A 19,260-nucleotide genomic window follows, 5' to 3' on the forward strand; every position below is an offset into this window, starting at 1 on the left:
TTATCCAGTAACCCACGCGGAGATTACCCCATGCCAGACCTTGCCAAAGCCGTCCTTTCCGCCCTCGCTCTCGCGGGCGGCGCGGGCCTTGTCGCCGTTGCCGCCAGCGCGGCGATCAATTCCAATCTCGCGATCGAGGCGGGGCAGACCTTCGTCCTGGGCGGCGGGCAGCGCGGGGCGTTCAGCGTCTCGGGCGAGAATGTCGGGCCGGTCGCCGTCGAAGTGCTGGCGCGGGACGGGGAGGAGCGCGTGAGTGTCGGCACGGTCGCGCCCGGCGTCGAATTCCAGCACGATTTCGCCCGCGGCGAAGCGGCGCTGCTGCGCAACACCTCGCAGGAGCAGGGCGCGCGGGTGAAGGTGCGCATCACCGGTTCGACCGGCAATCTCGGCATGGGATACGTCCCGAACGACTAGGTCCAGGCCCGGCGCGGGGCTATTCGAGCAATTCGAGCCTTACCGGGGCGTGGCCCCGCCGGATCAGGCCGAGCCGCTTCGCCGCCGCGCGGCTGACATCGATCACCCGGCCGCGCACGAAGGGGCCGCGATCGTTGATCCGCACCGTCACGCTGCGCCCGTTGGACGGATTGGTGACGCGCACGAGGCTGCCGAAGGGCAGGGTGCGATGCGCGGCGGTGAGCGCGTTCATGTCGAACCGCTCCCCGTTCGCCGTGCGCCGCCCGTGGAACCGCCGCCCGTAATACGAAGCCGTGCCGATCCCGAGGCTGCGGAAGGCCGGGGCTTCGACGGTCGGTTCGATCTCGGCGAGGTCGACTGCGCCTGTCGGCACGGCGAGATCGGGGCGCGGGGCCTCGGCCAGCGGGGCGAAGGCGGCGGAGAAGGTCGCCGGGGCAACAGGGCTTGCGACGGGCTCGGCGGGGGGGCGCGGCCTGGCGGCGCGGTCCTCGATCTGCGGGCGAGCGGTGTCCGGCGGCGCGTCGCCATCGGCTTCGGAGATGTCTTCCTGCGCCTTGACCGGACCGCAAAGGCACGCAGCCGCCGCAGCGAGCGCCGCCGCCGGGAAGAGGCGTGCGACATGCCCGAAACCGCCGAGCGCGCGCGCAGGGGTGGAACCGTCCTTCACGCAGGCAGGTTACCCTGACGCGCCGATGCAAGGCAACCGGGATGCGCCGCGAGGTCGCTTGCAAGGGGCCGTTTACCGCTTTCGAGAATGGGGCCGGGGGCCGGGGGCCGAAATGGTTTGGAGGGGCGCCCCAAGCAAATGGGGCCGGCATCGCTGCCGACCCCACTCTCACCGGCGCGTGGTCGCCGCTTTCTCATGCGGAACTTTCGGCGAACCGTCCGTCCCGCTCGATCCGGCAGCGCGCTTGGCGCCCGATGTCTGGGCCTTACGGCGGCTGCACCCGAAGGCGCGGCCTGCCCGAAGGCTTCCTCACCGGCGCTCGCGCCGGCATCCGGCCTGGTAGCGTTTCCGGCTGGCCGACGAGACACCTCGAAAGGGCCTTCGCCTGGCCGACCGGCTGCCCGCCTGGCCGAGACCGTGATCCCGTCTGGCTGGCAAGGATCGGTGCAACCGCGGGACCGAAGACCCGTCGCTGCTGCCTTGCCGGCCGGTATCGCGGCCTTCACGCCGGTCCAGCTTCGCACCATCGTCGGGCAAGTCGGCTTGCATTCGGCCTAAGCTTCCTGCATGTCGTCTCTCAGATGGCGCGTGGACAGTGACCAACGCGGCCTCCGGTCCTGAAAAGCACGGTTTTCCAAGGCCTTGCGACTTTGGTGCTCCGATCTTTCCCGTTCCGAAGACAGTTTGAGATTGCGCTTCGGGACCGCGTTGGGCAAGCGATGCAAGGGTGACTTATCCACTTTTCCCCGACTTCGCTGTGGAGAAGTGTGGACAACTGAACCGCTCGTCGCATTGGATAGGTGCACCCGCGACGGTTGCCTCGAACGGGCTGGGGCGTGCGGCAAGAATCGCCAACAGCCGCTCCATGAATGTTGCGCTAATTCGCAGGGTCCGCGCGGCGACTCGCGCCGTCAGCGTTCGCGGCGGGCGAGCAGGCGAAGGCGCAGCGCGTTGAGCTTGATGAAGCCTTCCGCGTCTTTCTGGTCATAGGCCCCGGCATCGTCTTCGAAAGTCACGTGCGCTTCCGAATAAAGCGAATGCGGCGATCTGCGCCCGACCACGCTGGCGAGGCCCTTGTAGAGCTTCATCCGTACCGTGCCCGTGACCTTGGCCTGAGAATGGTCGATCGCGGCCTGCAGCATTTCGCGCTCGGGGCTGAACCAGAAGCCGTTGTAGATCGCTTCGGCATATTTCGGCATCAGCTCGTCCTTGAGATGCGCCGCGCCCCGGTCGAGCGTGATCTGTTCGATACCCCGATGGGCGCGGGCATAGATTTCGCCGCCGGGGGTTTCGTACATCCCGCGCGATTTCATGCCCACGAAGCGGTTCTCGACGAGATCGAGCCGTCCGATGCCGTGCCGGCGCCCGAGATCGTTGAGCGCCGCGAGCAGGGTGGCGGGCGACATCGCTTCGCCGTTCAGCGATACGCCGTCGCCCTTCTCGAAGCCGATCTCGATATATTCGGGGGTATCGGGCGCATCCTCCGGGTGGTCCGTGCGCGAATAGACGTAATCCGGCGTTTCCTCCCACGGATCCTCGAGCACCTTGCCCTCGGACGAGGTGTGGAGGAGGTTCGCATCGGTCGAGAAGGGGCTTTCGCCGCGCTTGTCGGTCGGCACCTTGATCTGGTGCGCTTCCGCCCAGGCGATGAGCGCGGTGCGGCTGGTGAGGTCCCATTCGCGCCATGGGGCGATGACCGTGATGTTCGGGTCGAGCGCATAGGCCGAGAGTTCGAAGCGAACCTGGTCGTTCCCCTTGCCGGTCGCGCCGTGGGCGATCGCATCGGCGCCGGTTTCGCGTGCGATCTCGACGAGACGCTTGGAAATGAGCGGGCGCGCGATGCTGGTGCCGAGCAGGTAGTCGCCTTCGTAGCGGGCATTGGCGCGCATCATCGGGAACACGAAATCGGCCGCGAATTCCTCGCGCAGGTCCTCGATGAAGATATGTTCGTCCGGAATGCCCATCGCGCGGGCCTTTTCGCGCGCCGGTTCGATTTCCTCGCCCTGGCCGAGGTCGGCGGTGAAGGTGACGACTTCCAGCCCGCGCTCGACGGAGAGCCACCTGGCGATGACGGAAGTGTCGAGGCCGCCCGAATAGGCGAGGACGACGCGCTTTATGTCGCTCATGGATAAGGTCCCGGATCAGGTTGCGCGGGCCGGGCGGCCCGCACGCTGGGCGGGCACGTATCAGCCAATCGCGCGGGGCACAATTGCCGTGCAGCGGCCGCTTGAGAATGCCCGGCGAGCGGCTAGACTTGCCCATGGGGCGCGCGGTTTTGGGGGTTGCGGCGATGCGCATGACGAAACTGGCGAAACGGGCCGCGATGCTGGCGGCGATCACGCTGGCCACGGCGGCCGAGGCCCAACGGCTTGACGACAGCGAATGCCGCAATGCGCTTTACCATTTCGAGGACATGACCGTGTCGCCTGCACACATGTCCCGCATCCTCCTCGCCGACAGCCGAAGCTATTGCGAGACCTTCGAGGGCAAGCGCACATGCATGACCGGGCAGGAGGTCTACGACGATTACCTCGCGAGCATAAAACGGCTCGGCATCACCCGGATCGGTGTTACCCGCATGGCGCTGTTCCCCGAACTCGTCGGGGCCAAGCGGGCTGCGTGCATCGATAAGGGCGACGGGACGAGTTCGCTCGGCATCATCATGAACCGGGCCTTCACCACGCGAGGCGATCCCATCCATGACGAGGTCATCACCACTTTCCGGTTCCGCACGCACCCTGGGGGGAGCGTCGACATGCTGGGCTGGGAAACGGCTCGCGGCGCACCGTCTTCGGCATCGGCGCCGATCCCGACCGCGGGCAGGCGCCTCCGCGGCGGGCTGACGGTACGGGCAGAGAAACGGGCGGTTCCAGGGTGACGATGGTCACGCGCAGCGGTACGGCACTGACCGCCAGCCTGAGTTCGGCAAAGTCGCAGGCGCGCCGCGCTGCCGAAGTCGCCGCTCGCGGGGCTTGCCGCTATGACGGGGGAACGGTGATCGGCCAGCCGACGAGTTCTTCCTCCGCGACCAAGGCGACCGACCGCAGTTACAGGGGCAATGCGACGGCGACCGTACGATGCCGCAAGTAAACAACGGGCCGCACCGCAGTCCGGCGATGTAATGTCCTAATGTTTCATCGTTTTTTAGCGTGACACGCAGGGCTTTTGCGCATACCAGCCCGTTCGGGATCTATCATTACCGGAGTTGCCAATGACCAGATCCCTCTTCCTTCTCGCCCCCATTGCCGTTGCTGCGAGCGCGCTTGCCGCCGGTGCTTACGCGCACGAAGTCCTCCATGCCGGGCATGAGGATCACGCCCACGGCGCCGATTGCGGGCACATGGCAATCGAACACGCCGGCCACGTCGATTACCTTCACGACGGGCATCTCCATTTCGGCCATTCCGGCCATTATGACGAGCACGCGCTCGCTGTTTCCTCGACCAATCCGGCCGCCGAGGAACTGGCGAGCGTGGTGACCACCGACGATCACATGCACGGCCATGACGGCGAGGAGCACGCCATGGTCCAGCATGGCGACCACATGGATTACATCCATGATGGGCGGCTCCATTTTGTCCATGGCGATCACATGGATGATCACGGCCCCGTCGCGCTGGTCGATCCGGCGCGGCTCGCCGCACGCTAACCGCCCGAAAGCAGGCGCTTCTCCTCCTGCGCGATCCAGTCGCGGGTGAGGGGAAGCGCGTGGCGGTCGCGGACATACTGGATCTGGTAATTGCACATGCCTCCATGTTCGAACACGGTAGCCGCGCCTGCGAGATAAAAGGTCCACATGCGGAAAAAGCGCTCGTCGTGGAGCGCGACGATCGCGTCCCTGTTGGCGAGGCAATTGGCGTACCAGGCGCGGATCGTCTTTGCGTAATGGACCCGCAGTGCCTCGACATCGGCGGCGATGAGGCGGAATTTCTCCGAAGAGGCGACGGTCTCGGACAGGGCCGGGATGTAGCCGCCGGGGAAGATGTACTTGCGCGTGAAGGCATCGGTCGTGCCGGGCGATCCCATCCGCCCGATCGTGTGGATCAGCATCACGCCCATCGGATCGAGCAGCTGCGCGCAGCATTCGAAGAAGGTGTCGAACTGAGCCTGGCCGACATGCTCGAACATCCCGACCGAAACGATCCGGTCGAAGCTCTTCCCGCTCGCGGCGAAATCGCGGTAATCGACGAGCTCGATTGAAACCTGCCCGGCGACGCCCGCCTCGGCGATCCGTTTGCGCGCGAGCGAGGCCTGTTCGGATGACAGCGTGATCCCCGTCACCTCCACATCGTAATGACGCGCAAGGTAGATCGCCATGCCGCCCCAGCCGCAGCCTATATCGAGCACTTTGTGACCCGGCTGGACCCGCAGCTTGGCCGCGATATGGGCGAGCTTGGCTTCCTGCGCTTCGCCCAGCGTCATGTCGGGGCCGAAATGGTCCTCGTTCCAGTAGGCGCAGGAATATTGAAAATGTTCGGGATCGAGCATCAGCGCATAGAGCGGGTTACCGATGTCGTAGTGATGCGCGACGTTCTTCTGGGCGCGCACTGCGTCGTTGAAGCGGTCGATCGTGACCGCAGCCCGGTTCACCAGCCTTTTGGGAAGGCTCGCTCGAAGCTTGTCGTCGCCGCGTTCCCAGCGCCCGTTCATCCGCAGCAGGCTGACAAGGCCCATGACATCGCCTTCCTCGATCACGAGACGCCCGTCCATGAAGGCTTCCGCCGCGCCGAGCCTCGGATCGAGCACGATGTCGCGCGGCACGGCATCGTCCGTGAAACGCAGCACGATTTCCGGAAAGCCTTCGGCCGTGGTTCCATAGACCCGCGCCTCGCCGTCGGCGAAGACCACGCCGAGCCGCCCGCGCTCCACCGCGCCGGACAGAAAACGGTCCAAAAAGGTCTTGCTCATGCTTGCTCCCTGTTCGCAGGAAAGATCCCGTCAGCCCCGATGCGCGAACCATGCCGCTTCTTCCGGTTATGTCTACATTGCGCTATCATTGATGTCATGGTCGATGCCAAAACCCGGCCCAATTCGGGCAGTGTCGAAGCGTTCCTCGCCGCGGTCGAGCCGCCCGCGAAGCGCGAGGATGCCCGCGTGCTCGACGCGTTGTTCCGCCGCGCGACGGGGCAGGAGCCGGTGATGTGGGGCGATGCGATCGTGGGCTATGGCGAGTATGAGACGGTATATGCCAGCGGGCGAGAAGTGCGCTGGATGCGCAGCGGCTTTTCGCCGCGCAAGGCGAAGCATTCGCTCTATTTGATGGGCGGCTATTGCGACGAACTGGCCGCCGGTGAACGCGCGCGCCTGCTCGAGAAACTGGGCAAGCATTCGCAGGGCAAGAGCTGTCTTTACATCAACAAGCTGGCTGATATCGACATCGCCGTGCTGGAGGAGCTGGTGGCGGCCGACTGGTGGGCGATGCAGCGGATCTACCCGCCAGCCTGACGCGCACCGATGGCGGGCGGCCTAGATCCCGGCATACCACTGGTAATCGGCGACATCCTCCCAGAACCCGCCCTTGCCTTCGCCGACATTGTCCAGGCTCGCGACCGCCTCGATGCCCGTGAGATACTTGGCGTGCTTGTAACCCAATTGCCGTTCGATCCGCATGCGCAAAGGCGCGCCGTTCTTTTCCGGCAGGTTCTCGCCGTTGAGCTGGTGCGCGACGATGGTCTGGGGGTGATAGGCATCGATCATGTCGACGCTTTCGTAATAGCGGCGCCCATAAAGCGTGTCGGCGCAGCGAAAGACGATGAAGTTCGCCTCGGGCCGCACCAGCGCCGCATCGAGCAGGCTCGAAAGCGGCACGCCGGTCCATTCGCCGATCGCGCTCCAGCCCTCGACGCAGTCATGGCGCGTGATCTGCTTGCGCTGGGGCAGGGCGCGCAGCGCTTCGAGCGAGAGGCTGAGCGGCTTGTCGACAAGGCCGGTCACAGTCAGCCGCCAGTTCGGAAAGCCCTTTGACAGTTCTGCCCGATAGTCCGCCGTGTCGACGGTGAGCGAACCGTTGCCGCGAAATGTGAGCGAGATGTCGGAAGGTTCGAATTCGGGCGCGAGCCGTTGCCGCCCGGCGAGCGCGCGCTGGGCCTCGCGATGCCAGCTTTCGGCGCTGTCGAAAATCGAAGTGGCGCTTTCGCTTTCCCCGATCCGCGAACAGGCACCCGCGCCCAGCGCGGCGAGACCGGCGAGCAGGTGGCGGCGACCGATCTCAGCCATGGGCGTTTTCCTTGCCCGGCCGGGCGACGATCATCCCGCCGAGCGTCTTCACCGGCCCGGCGACGAAGACCATCGCGACATGAACGACGAGGAACCCGAGCAGGGCGAAGGCGAACAGGAAATGGATCGAACGCGCGCTCTGCCGCCCGCCGAAGAACTCGACCAGCCATGGCGCGGCGGGTTCGATCCCCGGGCTCATGGCAAGTCCTGTGAGGACCATTCCCGGCAGGAACACGCCGAGCACGAAGGCATAGGCGATGCGCTGGAGCGGGTTGTAATCGACCTTTTCCGTGCGCCGGTTCTCGCCTGTCAGATAACCCCTGATCGTGCCCCAGATCGCGCCCGGTGCGTAAGCGCGCGGGCCGGCGGCGACATCGCGCCGGAAATGGCCGTTCACGAGGATCACGATCCAGTAGGCGAGCAGGCCAAGGGCAAACAGCCACGCGGCCGTGTTGTGCCAGTCGCGCGCTTCGGCAAGGTCGTAGCGGAACATCGGCAGCGTCGCCCAGCCGGGAAAGCGCATGACGTGGAGCCACGCCTCTTCCGGCGAGAAGCCGGAATGACCCCAGTAAAGTCGCCGGTGCGCGTTCGAGATCGTCAGCCCCGACATGAACAGGACCACCACCGCGAGCGCGTTGATCCAGTGCCACAACCGGGTGGAAAGCGCGTGCCTCATGCCGGGCTACCCCCGGCGCGGACCTTTTCGCGGGCGAGCCAGATCACGTCGCGGTCCTGATCGAGCAGGTGCTGGCCCGAATCGACGAAAATCGTCGACCCGCTGCGCATCGCGCGGGTGGCGAGAAAGCGCGCGGCGGCAACGATTTCGTCCACGTCGGTCTTGCGCCCGAGCAGGTTGAGGCGGTGCGAGACCTCGGTCTCCTCCTCGCGCTGGTCGTGGCTTGCCAGGATCGCCCCGGGCGCAAGACCGTAGACCCGGTCCCGTGCATCGCCAGCGCCCTTCGCCAGCATGGCGATGGTGGAAGCCAGCGCGTGCTTGGACATGGTGTAGCTGAAGAAATCGGGATTGGGATTGGCGATCTTCATGTCGGTGACCTGGATCACGACGCGCCCTTCCTCGCTTGTCGCACCGGCGAGGAAGGCCTGGGCGATGCGCGCCGGGGCGAATGCGTTGACCTGCATCGCCCGGGCATAGATTTCGCCGTCGGCCTGTTCGGCCCCGTCATATTCGAACAGCGAAGCCGAATTGACGAGGCAGCGCCAGTCGGGAAGCCGCGCGGCGAGGTCCTCGACCATCGTGGTTGCCGCGCGGGTATCCGCAAGGTCGCATTGCACCGTTTCGGCCGAGGGCAGCGTGGCCGCGAGTTCGTCCGCCGGGCCTGCCGAGGAGTTGTAATGGATTACCGCATGCCAGCCGGCCTCGGCGAAACCGGTGATGATAGCCGCCCCGATCCGGGTCGCGCCGCCGGTGACGAGGACCGCGGGTCGGGTCATGCCCGGATCGCCGGAAAATGCGGATAGCGCTGCATCCCGCGAGACCTACCAGCGCCCATGCGTCGCGGCAACGCGGAAGGAGGGGGCCGCAGGGATGGGCGCGCAACCAAAAGGACCGCCGGAAGCTCCGCCCGGCGGCCCTCTTGTGAAGCCTCGACCTGCGCTCAGCGACAGCGAACGCCGCCGCGGTCGATTTCCCGGCCGAGCAGGCCGCCGACCACGCCGCCCAGCACCGTGCCGAGCGTGCGATCGCCGCGCCGGTCGATCTCGCGCCCGAGCAATGCGCCGACCCCTGCGCCGATCACGAGGCCGGTCGTCCCGTCATCGCGGCGGCAGCGAAAGCGCCCGTCGCGCCCGCGCCAGATCCGGTCGCGGCGGCCGATTCGACGGCCTTCGCGCCAGCGCTCCCGCTCGCGCCAGCGCCGCTCGTGCCAGTCGTCGTCATCGTCCCAATCGCGGTCCCAGCGCCTGTCGTCCCAGTCGCGGTCGCGGCGGCCCCAGTCTCTGGCACGGCGCGGGGGACCGCGATCATAGTCGGCCGTGTCGGGCATGTCGGCGGCAAAGCCGGCGAAGACGGTCGCGTCGGCGGTCGCGGGGAGAGCCGGATCGGCAGCGGCGGTAGGCGCGGCGAAGACGGCGAGCGATCCGGTTGCAGCGAGCATTGCGAGATTTTTCATGACCCAGTCCTTTCCTGTCCGGGGATGCGGACAGCCTCTTTTCGTTCATCCAAGGCGAACGCTGGCTGAACAAATCCAATTCCAAGCGGTGCACCCGCCCATCCGCCCGCCGGTGTCGCCGGGCCGTTGGACGCGGAACGTGAAGCGTCCTCGCGGCTTGGTTGGACGACAGGTACGAGCGAAGGAGCGCAATGCCACTCAAGCGATCAATGGGCCTTGCGAGCCTCATCCTCTACGGGACGGGGACGATCCTTGGCGCCGGCATCTTCGTCGTCATCGGCGAGGTCATGGGCGAGGCGGGCACGCTAGCCCCGCTCGCCTATGCGACGGCCGGGGTGGTCGCGGTCTTCACCGCGCTCTCCTTTGCAGAGATCGCCGCACGCGTGCCGAGCGCGGGCGGGGCAATCGACTATATCCGCAAGGGTTTCGGATCGGACAGTTTCGCGGGCGTGATCGGCTGGATGATGATCATCGCCAACATCGTCTCGGGCGCGACCATAACCACCGGTTTCGTGTCCTACCTGAACAGTTTCGTCGACCTCCCGCACTGGCTCGCCACCGGCTGGCTGGTGGTGCTGTTGGGAGCGATCTCGATCGCGGGGATGAAGCAGAGCGCCTGGTTCATGTCGGTCACCACCGCGATCGGCATTGCGACCCTGCTGGTGGTGCTCTGGCTGCTGCGCGACAGCCTGATCGGCTGGCCGGGCAAGTTCGCGCAAGGCAGCGAGATCTGGAATGCGGGCGGAGCGAGCGCGATTCTCGCGGGCGCCTTCCTCGCGATCTATTCCTTCATCGGCTTCGGCGACGTCGCCCAGACCGCCGAGGAGGTGAAGGACGTGAAGAGGACGCTGCCTCTCGCCATGTGGCTGGTTCTGGCGATCGTCTTCGTATTCTATCTCGCCATCGCGACGGCCCTTGCCGGGCGGAGCGACATCGACGCGATCGCCGGAGCCGATGCGCCGCTGGTCTATGCCGCGACTGCGGACACGGGCTTTCCGGCCCTGCCGCTTGCCATTGCCAGCCTGTTCGTGATCGTCAACGGCGCGCTGACCCAGGTGATCGCGGCCGCCCGCCTGCTGATGGACATGGGGCGCGACGACCTGCTGAATACGCCGGAGATCTTCGGGCGGGTCAACGCCACGACGCACACGCCGATCATCGCGACGCTTGCCTCGCTTGCGGTGATCCTCGTCCTCGCGCTGTTCGTGCCGCTGGGCACGCTGGCGAGCGGGACGAGCCTTGCGATCCTGATGGTCTTCACCGCGGTCAATGCGGCGCTGTGGAAGCTGAAACGCGAAAGCCAGCCCGAAGACGTGCCGAACATGTGGAAGATCGTGCCCGTTCTCGGGGTGATTACCTGCGCGCTCGCCGTTGTCGGCCAGGTCGCCTTGTGGACGATCGGGATCGGCGGCTAGTCCGATCTTGCTCTCGGCCTTTCGCTGCCGTGTCGGCCAAAGTAATGCCGTATCCCTTGGTTCGTCTGCGAAACGCGTGACAGGAATATCATTCGCCTATACTTACGGCAGAAGTATTATCGGCAAATCGCAGAGGAAAAAGGGGTGGGGATATGTTGCCGCTCAAAATCTTGGCCTGGAATATCGAGCATTTTAACGGGAGTGGAGGGAAGGATTCCAGAACCCGGCAGAAACGTCTGAACCGGCTTGACCGGGTGATCGACACCATAAGCAGCGAAAGCCCCGACATTTTCGGTATCAGCGAGGTTTCGAGCAGCTTCGTTTACCGGCGAATGGTCGAGGCGTTTCCCAACCACACCTTCAACATCACCACGGGTGCGCAGTCTCAGGAAATTCTCATCGGGGTGCGCCCCGGTCTGGGGTCGTTCTTTACCCAGAAGGATGAATTCAAGCGCAACAACATCTATCTGCGGCCGGGCGCGCTTCTCACGGTGCACGAGGGCGAGGTGCACATCCCGATCCTTTTCGTCCATCTCAAGAGCCTGCCCAGCGCCGAGGGCTTCGGGTTGCGCGATGCGATGTTCGACAGGATCTTTTCCCTCAAACGCGCGCTGGATGCTTCGGCTGCAGAGGTCGCCGGAGTGGACAAACGCGCTGCGAACTTCATCGTTCTGGGCGATTACAACACCATGGGGCTCGATTACTATCGCCGCGGCCACGACATCCCGATGGAGCGCGAAATTGCTGTCCTCACCGAACGCATGGCATTCCGCGCCATGCGAAAGCCCATCACGAGCCACCCGCACACGTTTTCCAACGGATCGAAATCGGACCTTCCGCCATCCGAACTCGATCATGTTTTCGTCGCCGACCACCTCGAGCTTGCCCGGCACCCTCACCCGCGCGTCGAAGGCGAAAGCTATGAGGTCGAGGTCGGCGGTTGGGCGCAGCTGGAGAGCGAGAGCGAACGCGATGAGTGGATCGAGAAGTTTTCGGACCACGCTCCGCTGACTTTCACGGTCACCGGCATATAATCGCCTAGGCGAACGGGGCGGCCGTCGCTTCGCTTTCGCGCGCTTCGCGGTCCCTCTGGGCGCGGCTTTTCTTTTCTGCCGCAGTGCGCAACTGGCCGCAGGCCGCATCGATATCGCGACCGCGCGGCGTGCGCACCGGGGCGCTGATGCCGCCTTCGAAGACGATGTCGGAAAACGCCTGGATGCGTTCGGGGCTCGAACATTCGTAGCCCGCACCCGGCCACGGATTGAACGGGATGAGATTCACCTTGGCGGGCAGGTCGTATTTGCGCAGCAGTCGGACAAGCTCGCGCGCGTCCTCGTCGCTGTCATTCTTGTCCCTGAGCATGACATATTCGAAGGTGATGCGCCGCGCATTGGATGCGCCGGGATAGTCTGCGCAGGCGGCAAGCAGTTCCTCGATCCCGTATTTGCGGTTGAGCGGCACGATCTCGTCGCGCACTTCCTTGCGCACGGCGTGAAGGCTCACCGCGAGATTGACGCCGATCTCTTCCCCGCAGCGTTCCATCATCGGGATGACCCCGCTGGTCGACAGGGTGATGCGGCGTTTCGACAGGCCCAGCCCGTCGCCATCCATGATCAGGTGAAGCGCATCGCGAACATGGTCGAAATTGTAGAGCGGCTCGCCCATGCCCATCAGCACGATATTGGTGAGCAGGCGGCCATCGGCGGTGTAGTGGCCGCGATCGTCCTCGACAGCGTCGAGGCCCGCCATCGTCCCGCGCGGCCATTCGCCCAGCGCATCGCGCGCGAGCATGACCTGGCCGACGATCTCTCCGGGTGTCAGATTGCGCACCAGCCGCATCGTGCCGGTGTGGCAGAAGGTGCAGTTGAGAGTGCAGCCGACCTGGCTGGAAATGCACAGCGTCCCGCGGGTTTCGTCGGGAATGAAGACCATTTCGAAATCGTGCCCGTCACCCGTGCGCAGCAGCCATTTGCGCGTGCCGTCCGAACTGTGCTGCGCCTCGACCACGTCAGGCCGCCCGATCACGAACCGTTCGGCCAGCCAAGGTCGCATCGTCTTGGCGATGTCGGTCATCGCTTCGAACTCGGTCACCCCGCGGTGATACAGCCAGTGGAACACCTGTTTCGCGCGCAGCTTGGCCTGCCTTGCATCGAGCCCCGCTTGCTCGAAAAGCTCGCGGATGCGCGGCCGGGGCAGGCCGATCAGGTCCACGCGCCCGTCCGCGCGCGGGGTGATGTCGCGCGCGACGGGAACCGGGTCGACCTGCCCGGGAATGGTCATGAGGCTCGGCTGGGACATGATCGCCCGGCATATAGGCGCAGGCGCGGCACAAATCAAAGCCCGGCCCGCGAGGACGCCGCAAAGCCCGTCAGTCCCGATTAGCGCAGGCGACCAGGGCCGCATCCATCGCTGTCGCCACCCCCGCAAGGTCATAGCGGCTGGTGAAGCGACCGCCATTCGCGGCGCGCGCCGTTACCCGCAGGGTGTCGGCCGAGCGTAGCGCCGAGAGGATCGCGGCATCCATCGCGCCGTCCTGCGCCCACGCATCGCGTCCGCTCGCGACCAGTTCGAAGCGGCGGCCCCCGACGCGCAGGACGGGCGCGCTGCCATCGGCGGCGGGGCGGGCGAGGCGGATGTGAAGCTGCCCGCGAATGCCGCGTTTCGGCCAGGTCGCAACACTGGCGAACGCGGCTCTTTCATTGCGACCGCGCGGCTTGGCGATGGCATAGCAGCGCGCGGCTCCCTCATCGCGAAAGGCGGCCCAGCCGGAATACACGCCGAGGCTTTCCCTGTTCCGGGATTGGGCCGAAGCGGGCAGGGCGACAAGCGCAAGCGCGCCGATGGTGAGGGGAAGAAGATGGAGAAGCCTAGCCATAGTCGATGCTGATCACTTCCCATTCCTTCTCCCCCGTGGGCAATCGCACCGTGCGCAGGTCGCCCACGCTCGCCCCGCGCAGCGCCCGGGCGAGGGGCGAGCTCCAGCCGATCCGGCCCGTTCCCGCATCCTGTTCGTCATCGCCGACAACGGTCACGACCTTGCGTTCATCGTCCTCGTCGGCGAGTTCGACCCGGGCGCCGAAAAAGACGCGCGAGGCATCGCGCTGCTGCGCGGGATCTACCACGCGCACCGCCTTCATCCGCCGGGCAAGATGGGCGAGTTCGCGGTCGATCTCGCGCATGCGCTTGCGTCCGTAGAGATAGTCTCCGTTTTCCGAGCGGTCGCCGTTGCCCGCCGCCCAGCTGACGATCTCGACGATTTCGGGCCGTTCCGTGCCGAGCAGGTGGTCATAGCGTGCCTTGAGCGCGGCATAGCCCGCAGGCGTGATCGGCGGCCCCTGGCGCGAGGACATGGCGGCGCGGCCCCTATGGAAGAAAGCGGTCGATGTCGCGCGGCAGCCCGGCCTTTTCCGGATACATGTGGCTGTAGCTGACCGCATTGCCGAGCACGCGCATGATGTAATAGCGAGTCTCGAAATTCGACGGGATCTTCTCGACCCATGTGACCCAGTCGATTTCGCCGGTGCGCGGATCGCCGTTCATGCGCAGCCACTGATTAACCCGGCCCGGCCCGGCATTGTAGGCCCCGATGGCGAGCGGATAGGCACCGCCGTAATAATCCATCATGCGCGCGAAGTAGGCATCGCCGAGGCGGATATTGTAGGTCGGATCGCCGATCAGGTTCGCCGACATGTAGCGCACGCCGAGCTTGCGCGATTGTTCGCGCGCTGTCCCGGGCATCAGCTGCATGACCCCGCGCGCGCCGGCATGGGACACACGGGTGCGGTCGAATTCGCTTTCCTGTCGGCTGATTGCATGGACCATGGTCCAGTCGTTCACCAGCGGCGTGTCGACCGTGGGAAAGCCGAGCCGCTCGAATCCGGACAGGCCGTGTTCGCCCGCTTTCATGCCGAGCACGACGGCCATTTCCTCGAGCCCTGTCTCGCGGGCAAGCTGGGCGGCGAGAGCCATTTCCTCCGAAGTCCCGGCGCTTTCGCCGAGAGCCTCGAAGAACCGCCGCTCGGTCCGCCAGTCGCGGCGGTTGGTCGCGATCGCGCGGATTGCGCGCACAAGCGGGCGTTCTTCGAACGCGGCGCGCGCCGCCTGATCCACCTGTGGGGCGGGAACCGGGTCGAAAGCGGGCATCTCGCGGCCCAGCGCCGAGATCGCGAGCTGGCCGTAATAATATTCGGGATGTTCCGCTGCCATTTCGAAATAGCGCGCGGCATCTTCCTCATTGCCCGCCCGGCGTGCGGCACGGCCAGCCCAATAGAAACCCTTGGTCCGGGTGAGCGGGGTGCGCGCGCCCGTGCCATAGCGGTAGAAGAGCGGCGCGGCCTGCGCCCCGTCGCCGAGATTCCACAGCGCCGACGTCCCACCGAGCCACATCAGGTCGGTGTAGCGGTCGCGCAGCCTGAAAGAGCCGGCGGAAATGTCGCGCCCTTCGGCGAAAACGTCGTCGATCCGGCTTGCGATTCGTACCGCATTGGTCGGCCCGCCCGCCTCGGCGAGGTCGAGCATCAGGCCCACCATCGCCTCGTCGTCATGGGCGGGGCGGTCGAAAGCGGGACGGCTCGCAAGCAGCTGCACCGCTTCGGGCAGGCGGCCTGAGCTGCGCAGGTGATCGGCGAGGGCATAGACATAGCCCGGATCGCTCAGCGCCCCTTCCGGCACGGCCACGCCCGCTTCTTCGGGCAGTGCGCCGCGCACGAGGGCGAGCCGCGCCATGGCCAGGTCGCGATCGGATGGCCGGATGTGCATCATCTGCCGCGCGGCCGCTTCGACATTTCCCTGCCACAGCAGAGCATCCATCCGCGCGGTATGGTCCGCAGGTGTGAAGCGGGCGTGGAACAGGCTTTGCAAGTAGAGTTCGGCCGGAGCGCTCATCGTGCCCGATCGCCACGCCTCGCGCGCCACGTCGAAGGCTTCGGGCCGCTGTGCCCCGGCGAGCGCGAGGGCGTAGCGCGCCCGGCCCGCATTGGTAAGCGGCGGGTTGCGGTCGAAATAGCGCAGCATCTGCGCCGCCGAGGGCGCCTCGCTGTCGAGCGTGTTCTCGGCGCGCACCCGCAGAGTGTCGGTAAGCGGGAATTCGGGATGGGAAAGGACGAAACCGGCATAGTCGGAAAAGCCGAAGACGCGATCCGAAAGCAGCATCTCCCAGCGTTCCAACGCCGCGCCGATCGGCGTCGGCTGGCGGGCAACCAGGCCCGCGCGCCCTTCCTGCATGTCCGCCATCTGCGCCACGGAAGGCCCGGCGATCGCCGTCGCCGCGCCTGTCGCGAGCATGCCCAGGGCCGCCCCTTTTCGCTTCATCATTCGTTTGACCATGCTGGACATTGTGCCGGTCGGCTCCTTATCAGGCCCTGAACGCGGGGGCGAAAGTGACGGGCGGGAACCCTCATGCCGCACCCCGCTTGTCTGTGCACGGGCTTTTCTTTGAGAGACAGGATTATTGCAATGTTCAGCGGCTCAATTCCCGCTCTGGCGACTCCTTTCCGCGACGGATCGTTCGACGAGGCGACCTTTCGCCGACTGGTCGACTGGCAGATCGAACAGGGCTCGAGCGCCCTCGTTCCCTGCGGCACCACGGGCGAGTCCTCGACGCTTTCCAATGCCGAGCATCACCGGGTGATCGAGGTCTGCGTCGAACAGGCGGCGGGCCGCGTGCCGGTGATCGCGGGCTGCGGGTCGAACGATACCCGCAACGCGCTGCTCCATATGAACTTCTCGAAGAAGGCAGGCGCAGCCGCCGCGCTGTGCGTCGCGCCCTATTACAACCGCCCGAGCCAGGCCGGGCTGATCGCGCATTTCAGCTTCCTCGCCGAGAACAGCGACCTTCCGATCGTCCTTTACAACGTGCCGGGCCGAACGGTGACCGATATCGAGGATGAGACCGTGATCGAACTGGTCCGCCGCCACCCCGACCGGATCGTGGCGATCAAGGACGCGAGCGGGGACCTGAGCCGTGTTGCCGATCATCGCATGGGGATCGGGCGCGATTTCTGCCAGCTTTCGGGCAATGACGAATTGTGGCTGCCGCACAGCGCCGCCGGGGGGAGCGGGGCGATCTCGGTCACGGCGAACGTCGCGCCGAAGCTGTGCGCCGAATTCCACCAGGCGATCGCCGCCAACGAACTGGCGAAGGCGCGCGAACTGAACGACCGCCTGTTCCCGCTGCATTACGCGATGTTCTCCGACGCCTCGCCCGCGCCCGTCAAATACGCGCTGTCCCGCGTGATGGAGGGCTTTACCGATGAGGTGCGCCTGCCGCTCGTCCCGGCGAGCGAAGCCTCGCGCAAGGCGGTCGACGAGGCGCTGGAGTTCGCCGGGCTGGTCTAGCCGCCCGCAAGCGGCGGGTTGTGCGTCTCGACGAAGCGGACTGCCGCTTCGAGCATCGCCTTGCGGGTCGCGGCGGTCGAAAGCCAGTGATCCTCGCCCGGCAGTTCGATCATCTCGACCGGCTTGCCCGCATCGCGCAGCGCATCGGCCATGAGCGCGCTCTGCGCAAAGGGCACGACGGTGTCGTCGCGGCCGTGGATCAGCAGGACCGGCGCGTCGGCCCTGTCGGCGAGCCTTGCAGGCGAGATCGCGTCGAGATCCGTTTCGGAGCCGAACTGCCGATCGATCGCGCGGCGGAATATGTCGCGCGCGCCGGTGCGCTCGGCGAGCGTGATCGCCTCGAGATCGCTGACACCGTTCACCGAGACCGCGCAGCGATAGATGCCCTGCTCGATCGTCACCCCGGCGAGCGCGGCATAGCCGCCGTATGACGCGCCCATGATGCAGGCGCGAGTCCGATCGACGATCCCCGCTTCGGCGAGGGCTTTCAGCCCGTCGGACTTGTCGGACTGCATCTTGCGGCCCCATTCGCCGTCGCCCGCCTCGCGAAACGCGACCCCGCGCCCGGTCGAGCCGCGGAAATTGGGCTGGAACACGACATATCCGCGCGCGGCGAAGGCCTGCGCCCACCAGTCGAAGCCGAGCCGGTCGCGCGCCGCCGGGCCGCCATGGGGCAGGATGATCGCGGGCAGGTCCACCGGCTCGCGGCCCGCGGGCAGGGTCAGGATGCCGCGGATCTCGAGCCCGTCGCTCGCCTCATAGGTGAAGCGGGACACCTTGCCGATCGCGCGGCCCTGGATCGCGGGGCGTTCGAGCCCGATGATCGAGCGCGCGCCCGTGTCGGCCTCGACCCGGTACCACGTGCCGCTGTCGTAATTGCCGCTCGTGGTCACGATCATGGTCGACAGGTCGGCATCGAAATTGTCGATCGAAAAGCTGATCCCCTTGCGCTTGGCGAACAGGTCGGTGACGGCCTCTAGCCGGGCGCGCCGGGTCTCGTCCTCGACGAGATAGTCGCGCCCCGTCGTGCGCACGCCGATCACCACGCCGGTCAGCGGATCGCGGATATAGCGGTTGATCGTTATATCGGACCACAATTCGCGCGGCTCGCCGCCTGCCAGCGGCACGGCGAAATCGGGTCGTTCGCCGCGCGCCGCTTCATAGGCGGAATAGATCACGCTCGCACGGTCGGCGCCGAGGCCTACCAGCGTCACATCGCCGCGTGGCTGGGTCCCGCTGGCGATTGTCGAGCCCGCCGGCCCCTCGATCCGCCAGTCGCCGGTGCGCCGATCGATGTCGAGCGTCGCGGCGATGTCGCCGTCCGGCCCGACCAGCCAGTCGCGGCTGACCGAGCCTTCGGCGGCATAGCCGATCCGCCGGGCCTCGCCGGTCAGCAGGTCGACCTCGAACAGCGAGCGCCCCTCGTCGAGCAGCATCTCGCGCACGCCCGAGGAGCGGCCCTTGCGCAGCCCGCCGAAATAGCCTTTCCACCGCCCGTCGACCCGGCGGATGCCGTGAAAGCCGAGAATGCCGTTTACGATGGAGCGCTGGTCGGCGAAGATCGAGATGACCGGGCGGCGGTCGTCGAGCGGAATGACATTGCCGCGCCACCATTCGACCTTTGCGTTGCTGTATTGCACGGGCAGGTTGTCCGTCTCGGTCCGAAGCAGCAGGATCGCCTCCTCGCCGACCCATTCGATTCCGCGCACCTTGGCATCGCCGACGACGAACTGCTTCACCGGCTGGCCGCCAGCGTCGATGACCGTGATGATACGCTCGCCGCGCGCGGTCATGAGCAGGGCGGTGTAGGCGCCGCTCGGTGACAGCACGGCTTCCTCGACCGCGGGCAGGTCGCCGTAATATTCGAGCGGGACGGCCTGCGGCGATTGCGCAGCAACCGGGGCGGCTGCGAAGGGCGAGGCGAGCGCGCTCGCCACGACGAAAAGGGCGAGCGCAAGGGCGGAACGGAAAAAGTACATGACGGAGTGCGACCTCAAGGACAGAATGTATACTGTTTGCGCTCCACGATGGCACGGTCGGCTGCCGATTCAAGGACTTCTTGCGGCAACCACGAAGCGCAACC

At 66.2% G+C, this 19,260-nt stretch carries 20 protein-coding genes; 8 read left to right on the forward strand and 12 right to left on the reverse strand.

What is annotated here, in order from left to right:
- Positions 1-30: 30 nt before the first annotated feature.
- Positions 31-414, forward strand: a complete 384-nt coding sequence (locus tag RIB52_RS07580; RefSeq protein WP_350174544.1) for a hypothetical protein — start codon at positions 31-33, stop codon at positions 412-414.
- A gap of 19 nt (positions 415-433) precedes the next feature.
- On the opposite strand, the gene RIB52_RS07585 is transcribed toward RIB52_RS07580, so the two are convergent.
- Together RIB52_RS07585 and RIB52_RS07590 are read right to left on the reverse strand one after the other, a co-directional pair.
- Entirely contained in the window at positions 434-1,081 is a 648-nt protein-coding gene (locus tag RIB52_RS07585) for a septal ring lytic transglycosylase RlpA family protein (protein ID WP_350174546.1), read from the reverse strand.
- Between the two features lie 911 nt (positions 1,082-1,992).
- Positions 1,993-3,207: an argininosuccinate synthase gene (locus RIB52_RS07590; protein WP_350174548.1), complete on the reverse strand. Its 1,215-nt coding sequence runs from the start codon at positions 3,205-3,207 to the stop codon at positions 1,993-1,995.
- A gap of 134 nt (positions 3,208-3,341) precedes the next feature.
- On the opposite strand from RIB52_RS07590, the gene RIB52_RS07595 reads away from it, so the two are divergent.
- The 3 genes from RIB52_RS07595 (at position 3,342) to RIB52_RS07605 (ending at position 4,730) form a co-directional block, all read left to right on the forward strand.
- Positions 3,342-3,959, forward strand: a complete 618-nt coding sequence (locus tag RIB52_RS07595) for a hypothetical protein (RefSeq protein WP_350174550.1) — start codon at positions 3,342-3,344, stop codon at positions 3,957-3,959.
- Complete coding sequence (locus RIB52_RS07600; RefSeq protein WP_350174552.1) at positions 3,956-4,171, forward strand: hypothetical protein; 216 nt, start codon at positions 3,956-3,958, stop codon at positions 4,169-4,171. Before RIB52_RS07595 ends, RIB52_RS07600 begins: the two co-directional genes overlap by 4 nt.
- 121 nt (positions 4,172-4,292) lie before the next feature.
- The gene (locus tag RIB52_RS07605; RefSeq protein ID WP_350174554.1) at positions 4,293-4,730 is read left to right on the forward strand and encodes a hypothetical protein; all 438 of its coding nucleotides are present in this window, start codon (positions 4,293-4,295) and stop codon (positions 4,728-4,730) included.
- Here the strand turns inward: RIB52_RS07605 and RIB52_RS07610 are convergent.
- Positions 4,727-5,989 carry a class I SAM-dependent methyltransferase gene (locus tag RIB52_RS07610; protein ID WP_350174556.1) on the reverse strand — a complete coding sequence of 421 codons (1,263 nt, stop codon included), beginning with the start codon at positions 5,987-5,989 and terminating at the stop codon, positions 4,727-4,729. The two genes, RIB52_RS07605 and RIB52_RS07610, sit on opposite strands and share 4 nt — an antisense overlap.
- A 96-nt stretch (positions 5,990-6,085) precedes the next feature.
- Here RIB52_RS07610 and RIB52_RS07615 point away from each other — a divergent pair, with 96 nt between their 5' ends.
- Complete coding sequence (locus RIB52_RS07615; protein ID WP_350174558.1) at positions 6,086-6,526, forward strand: DUF1801 domain-containing protein; 441 nt, start codon at positions 6,086-6,088, stop codon at positions 6,524-6,526.
- Positions 6,527-6,547: 21 nt separating this feature from the next.
- Here RIB52_RS07615 and RIB52_RS07620 read toward each other — a convergent pair whose 3' ends face one another.
- The 4 genes from RIB52_RS07620 to RIB52_RS07635 all read right to left on the reverse strand — a co-directional run bounded on the left by RIB52_RS07620 (position 6,548) and on the right by RIB52_RS07635 (position 9,426).
- Positions 6,548-7,297, reverse strand: coding sequence for a molybdopterin-dependent oxidoreductase (locus tag RIB52_RS07620; RefSeq protein WP_350174560.1), 750 nt, complete (start codon positions 7,295-7,297; stop codon positions 6,548-6,550).
- Positions 7,290-7,973, reverse strand: coding sequence for a cytochrome b/b6 domain-containing protein (locus tag RIB52_RS07625; RefSeq protein WP_350174562.1), 684 nt, complete (start codon positions 7,971-7,973; stop codon positions 7,290-7,292). Before RIB52_RS07625 ends, RIB52_RS07620 begins: the two co-directional genes overlap by 8 nt.
- Positions 7,970-8,749: an SDR family oxidoreductase gene (locus tag RIB52_RS07630; RefSeq protein ID WP_350174563.1), complete on the reverse strand. Its 780-nt coding sequence runs from the start codon at positions 8,747-8,749 to the stop codon at positions 7,970-7,972. Before RIB52_RS07630 ends, RIB52_RS07625 begins: the two co-directional genes overlap by 4 nt.
- A gap of 164 nt (positions 8,750-8,913) precedes the next feature.
- Positions 8,914-9,426 (reverse strand): glycine zipper 2TM domain-containing protein, encoded by a 513-nt coding sequence (locus tag RIB52_RS07635; protein ID WP_350174565.1) that lies wholly within the window; start codon positions 9,424-9,426, stop codon positions 8,914-8,916.
- A gap of 191 nt (positions 9,427-9,617) precedes the next feature.
- On the opposite strand from RIB52_RS07635, the gene RIB52_RS07640 reads away from it, so the two are divergent.
- Complete coding sequence (locus tag RIB52_RS07640; protein ID WP_350174567.1) at positions 9,618-10,841, forward strand: APC family permease; 1,224 nt, start codon at positions 9,618-9,620, stop codon at positions 10,839-10,841.
- A gap of 152 nt (positions 10,842-10,993) precedes the next feature.
- A complete protein-coding gene (locus RIB52_RS07645; RefSeq protein WP_350174569.1) occupies positions 10,994-11,875 on the forward strand; it encodes an endonuclease/exonuclease/phosphatase family protein in 882 nt (293 codons plus the stop codon).
- Positions 11,876-11,879: 4 nt separating this feature from the next.
- On the opposite strand, the gene rlmN is transcribed toward RIB52_RS07645, so the two are convergent.
- The 4 genes from rlmN to RIB52_RS07665 form a co-directional block, all read right to left on the reverse strand.
- Positions 11,880-13,139 (reverse strand): dual-specificity RNA methyltransferase RlmN, encoded by a 1,260-nt coding sequence (gene rlmN, locus RIB52_RS07650; RefSeq protein WP_350174571.1) that lies wholly within the window; start codon positions 13,137-13,139, stop codon positions 11,880-11,882.
- A 70-nt stretch (positions 13,140-13,209) separates the two neighbouring features.
- Positions 13,210-13,716: an invasion associated locus B family protein gene (locus tag RIB52_RS07655; RefSeq protein ID WP_350174573.1), complete on the reverse strand. Its 507-nt coding sequence runs from the start codon at positions 13,714-13,716 to the stop codon at positions 13,210-13,212.
- Positions 13,709-14,191, reverse strand: a complete 483-nt coding sequence (gene greB, locus RIB52_RS07660) for a transcription elongation factor GreB (protein WP_350174575.1) — start codon at positions 14,189-14,191, stop codon at positions 13,709-13,711. The genes RIB52_RS07655 and greB overlap by 8 nt, the downstream gene beginning before the upstream one ends.
- A gap of 13 nt (positions 14,192-14,204) precedes the next feature.
- Positions 14,205-16,124 (reverse strand): lytic transglycosylase domain-containing protein, encoded by a 1,920-nt coding sequence (locus tag RIB52_RS07665; RefSeq protein WP_350174577.1) that lies wholly within the window; start codon positions 16,122-16,124, stop codon positions 14,205-14,207.
- Positions 16,125-16,295: 171 nt separating this feature from the next.
- On the opposite strand from RIB52_RS07665, the gene dapA reads away from it, so the two are divergent.
- Complete coding sequence (gene dapA, locus RIB52_RS07670; protein WP_350174579.1) at positions 16,296-17,177, forward strand: 4-hydroxy-tetrahydrodipicolinate synthase; 882 nt, start codon at positions 16,296-16,298, stop codon at positions 17,175-17,177.
- Here dapA and RIB52_RS07675 read toward each other — a convergent pair.
- Positions 17,174-19,156: an alpha/beta hydrolase family protein gene (locus tag RIB52_RS07675; RefSeq protein WP_350174581.1), complete on the reverse strand. Its 1,983-nt coding sequence runs from the start codon at positions 19,154-19,156 to the stop codon at positions 17,174-17,176. The two genes, dapA and RIB52_RS07675, sit on opposite strands and share 4 nt — an antisense overlap.
- Positions 19,157-19,260 lie beyond the last annotated feature (104 nt).

The organism is Erythrobacter sp., from assembly GCF_040217515.1.
In the GTDB taxonomy this organism is placed as follows: domain Bacteria; phylum Pseudomonadota; class Alphaproteobacteria; order Sphingomonadales; family Sphingomonadaceae; genus Erythrobacter.

Bases quoted from the DNA above. Each gene is read 5' to 3' on its own strand.
- greB (WP_350174575.1), bottom strand. From the start codon at position 14,191: ATGTCCTCGCGCCAGGGGCCGCCGATCACGCCTGCGGGCTATGCCGCG.
- RIB52_RS07580 (WP_350174544.1), top strand. From the start codon at position 31: ATGCCAGACCTTGCCAAAGCCGTCCTTTCCGCCCTCGCTCTCGCGGGC.
- RIB52_RS07640 (WP_350174567.1), top strand. From the start codon at position 9,618: ATGCCACTCAAGCGATCAATGGGCCTTGCGAGCCTCATCCTCTACGGG.
- RIB52_RS07645 (WP_350174569.1), top strand. From the start codon at position 10,994: ATGTTGCCGCTCAAAATCTTGGCCTGGAATATCGAGCATTTTAACGGG.
- dapA (WP_350174579.1), top strand. From the start codon at position 16,296: ATGTTCAGCGGCTCAATTCCCGCTCTGGCGACTCCTTTCCGCGACGGA.
- RIB52_RS07625 (WP_350174562.1), bottom strand. From the start codon at position 7,973: ATGAGGCACGCGCTTTCCACCCGGTTGTGGCACTGGATCAACGCGCTC.
- RIB52_RS07610 (WP_350174556.1), bottom strand. From the start codon at position 5,989: ATGAGCAAGACCTTTTTGGACCGTTTTCTGTCCGGCGCGGTGGAGCGC.
- RIB52_RS07665 (WP_350174577.1), bottom strand. From the start codon at position 16,124: ATGCTCGCGACAGGCGCGGCGACGGCGATCGCCGGGCCTTCCGTGGCG.
- RIB52_RS07590 (WP_350174548.1), bottom strand. From the start codon at position 3,207: ATGAGCGACATAAAGCGCGTCGTCCTCGCCTATTCGGGCGGCCTCGAC.
- RIB52_RS07675 (WP_350174581.1), bottom strand. From the start codon at position 19,156: ATGTACTTTTTCCGTTCCGCCCTTGCGCTCGCCCTTTTCGTCGTGGCG.
- RIB52_RS07635 (WP_350174565.1), bottom strand. From the start codon at position 9,426: ATGAAAAATCTCGCAATGCTCGCTGCAACCGGATCGCTCGCCGTCTTC.
- RIB52_RS07630 (WP_350174563.1), bottom strand. From the start codon at position 8,749: ATGACCCGACCCGCGGTCCTCGTCACCGGCGGCGCGACCCGGATCGGG.
- RIB52_RS07620 (WP_350174560.1), bottom strand. From the start codon at position 7,297: ATGGCTGAGATCGGTCGCCGCCACCTGCTCGCCGGTCTCGCCGCGCTG.
- rlmN (WP_350174571.1), bottom strand. From the start codon at position 13,139: ATGTCCCAGCCGAGCCTCATGACCATTCCCGGGCAGGTCGACCCGGTT.
- RIB52_RS07595 (WP_350174550.1), top strand. From the start codon at position 3,342: ATGGGGCGCGCGGTTTTGGGGGTTGCGGCGATGCGCATGACGAAACTG.
- RIB52_RS07655 (WP_350174573.1), bottom strand. From the start codon at position 13,716: ATGGCTAGGCTTCTCCATCTTCTTCCCCTCACCATCGGCGCGCTTGCG.
- RIB52_RS07605 (WP_350174554.1), top strand. From the start codon at position 4,293: ATGACCAGATCCCTCTTCCTTCTCGCCCCCATTGCCGTTGCTGCGAGC.
- RIB52_RS07615 (WP_350174558.1), top strand. From the start codon at position 6,086: ATGGTCGATGCCAAAACCCGGCCCAATTCGGGCAGTGTCGAAGCGTTC.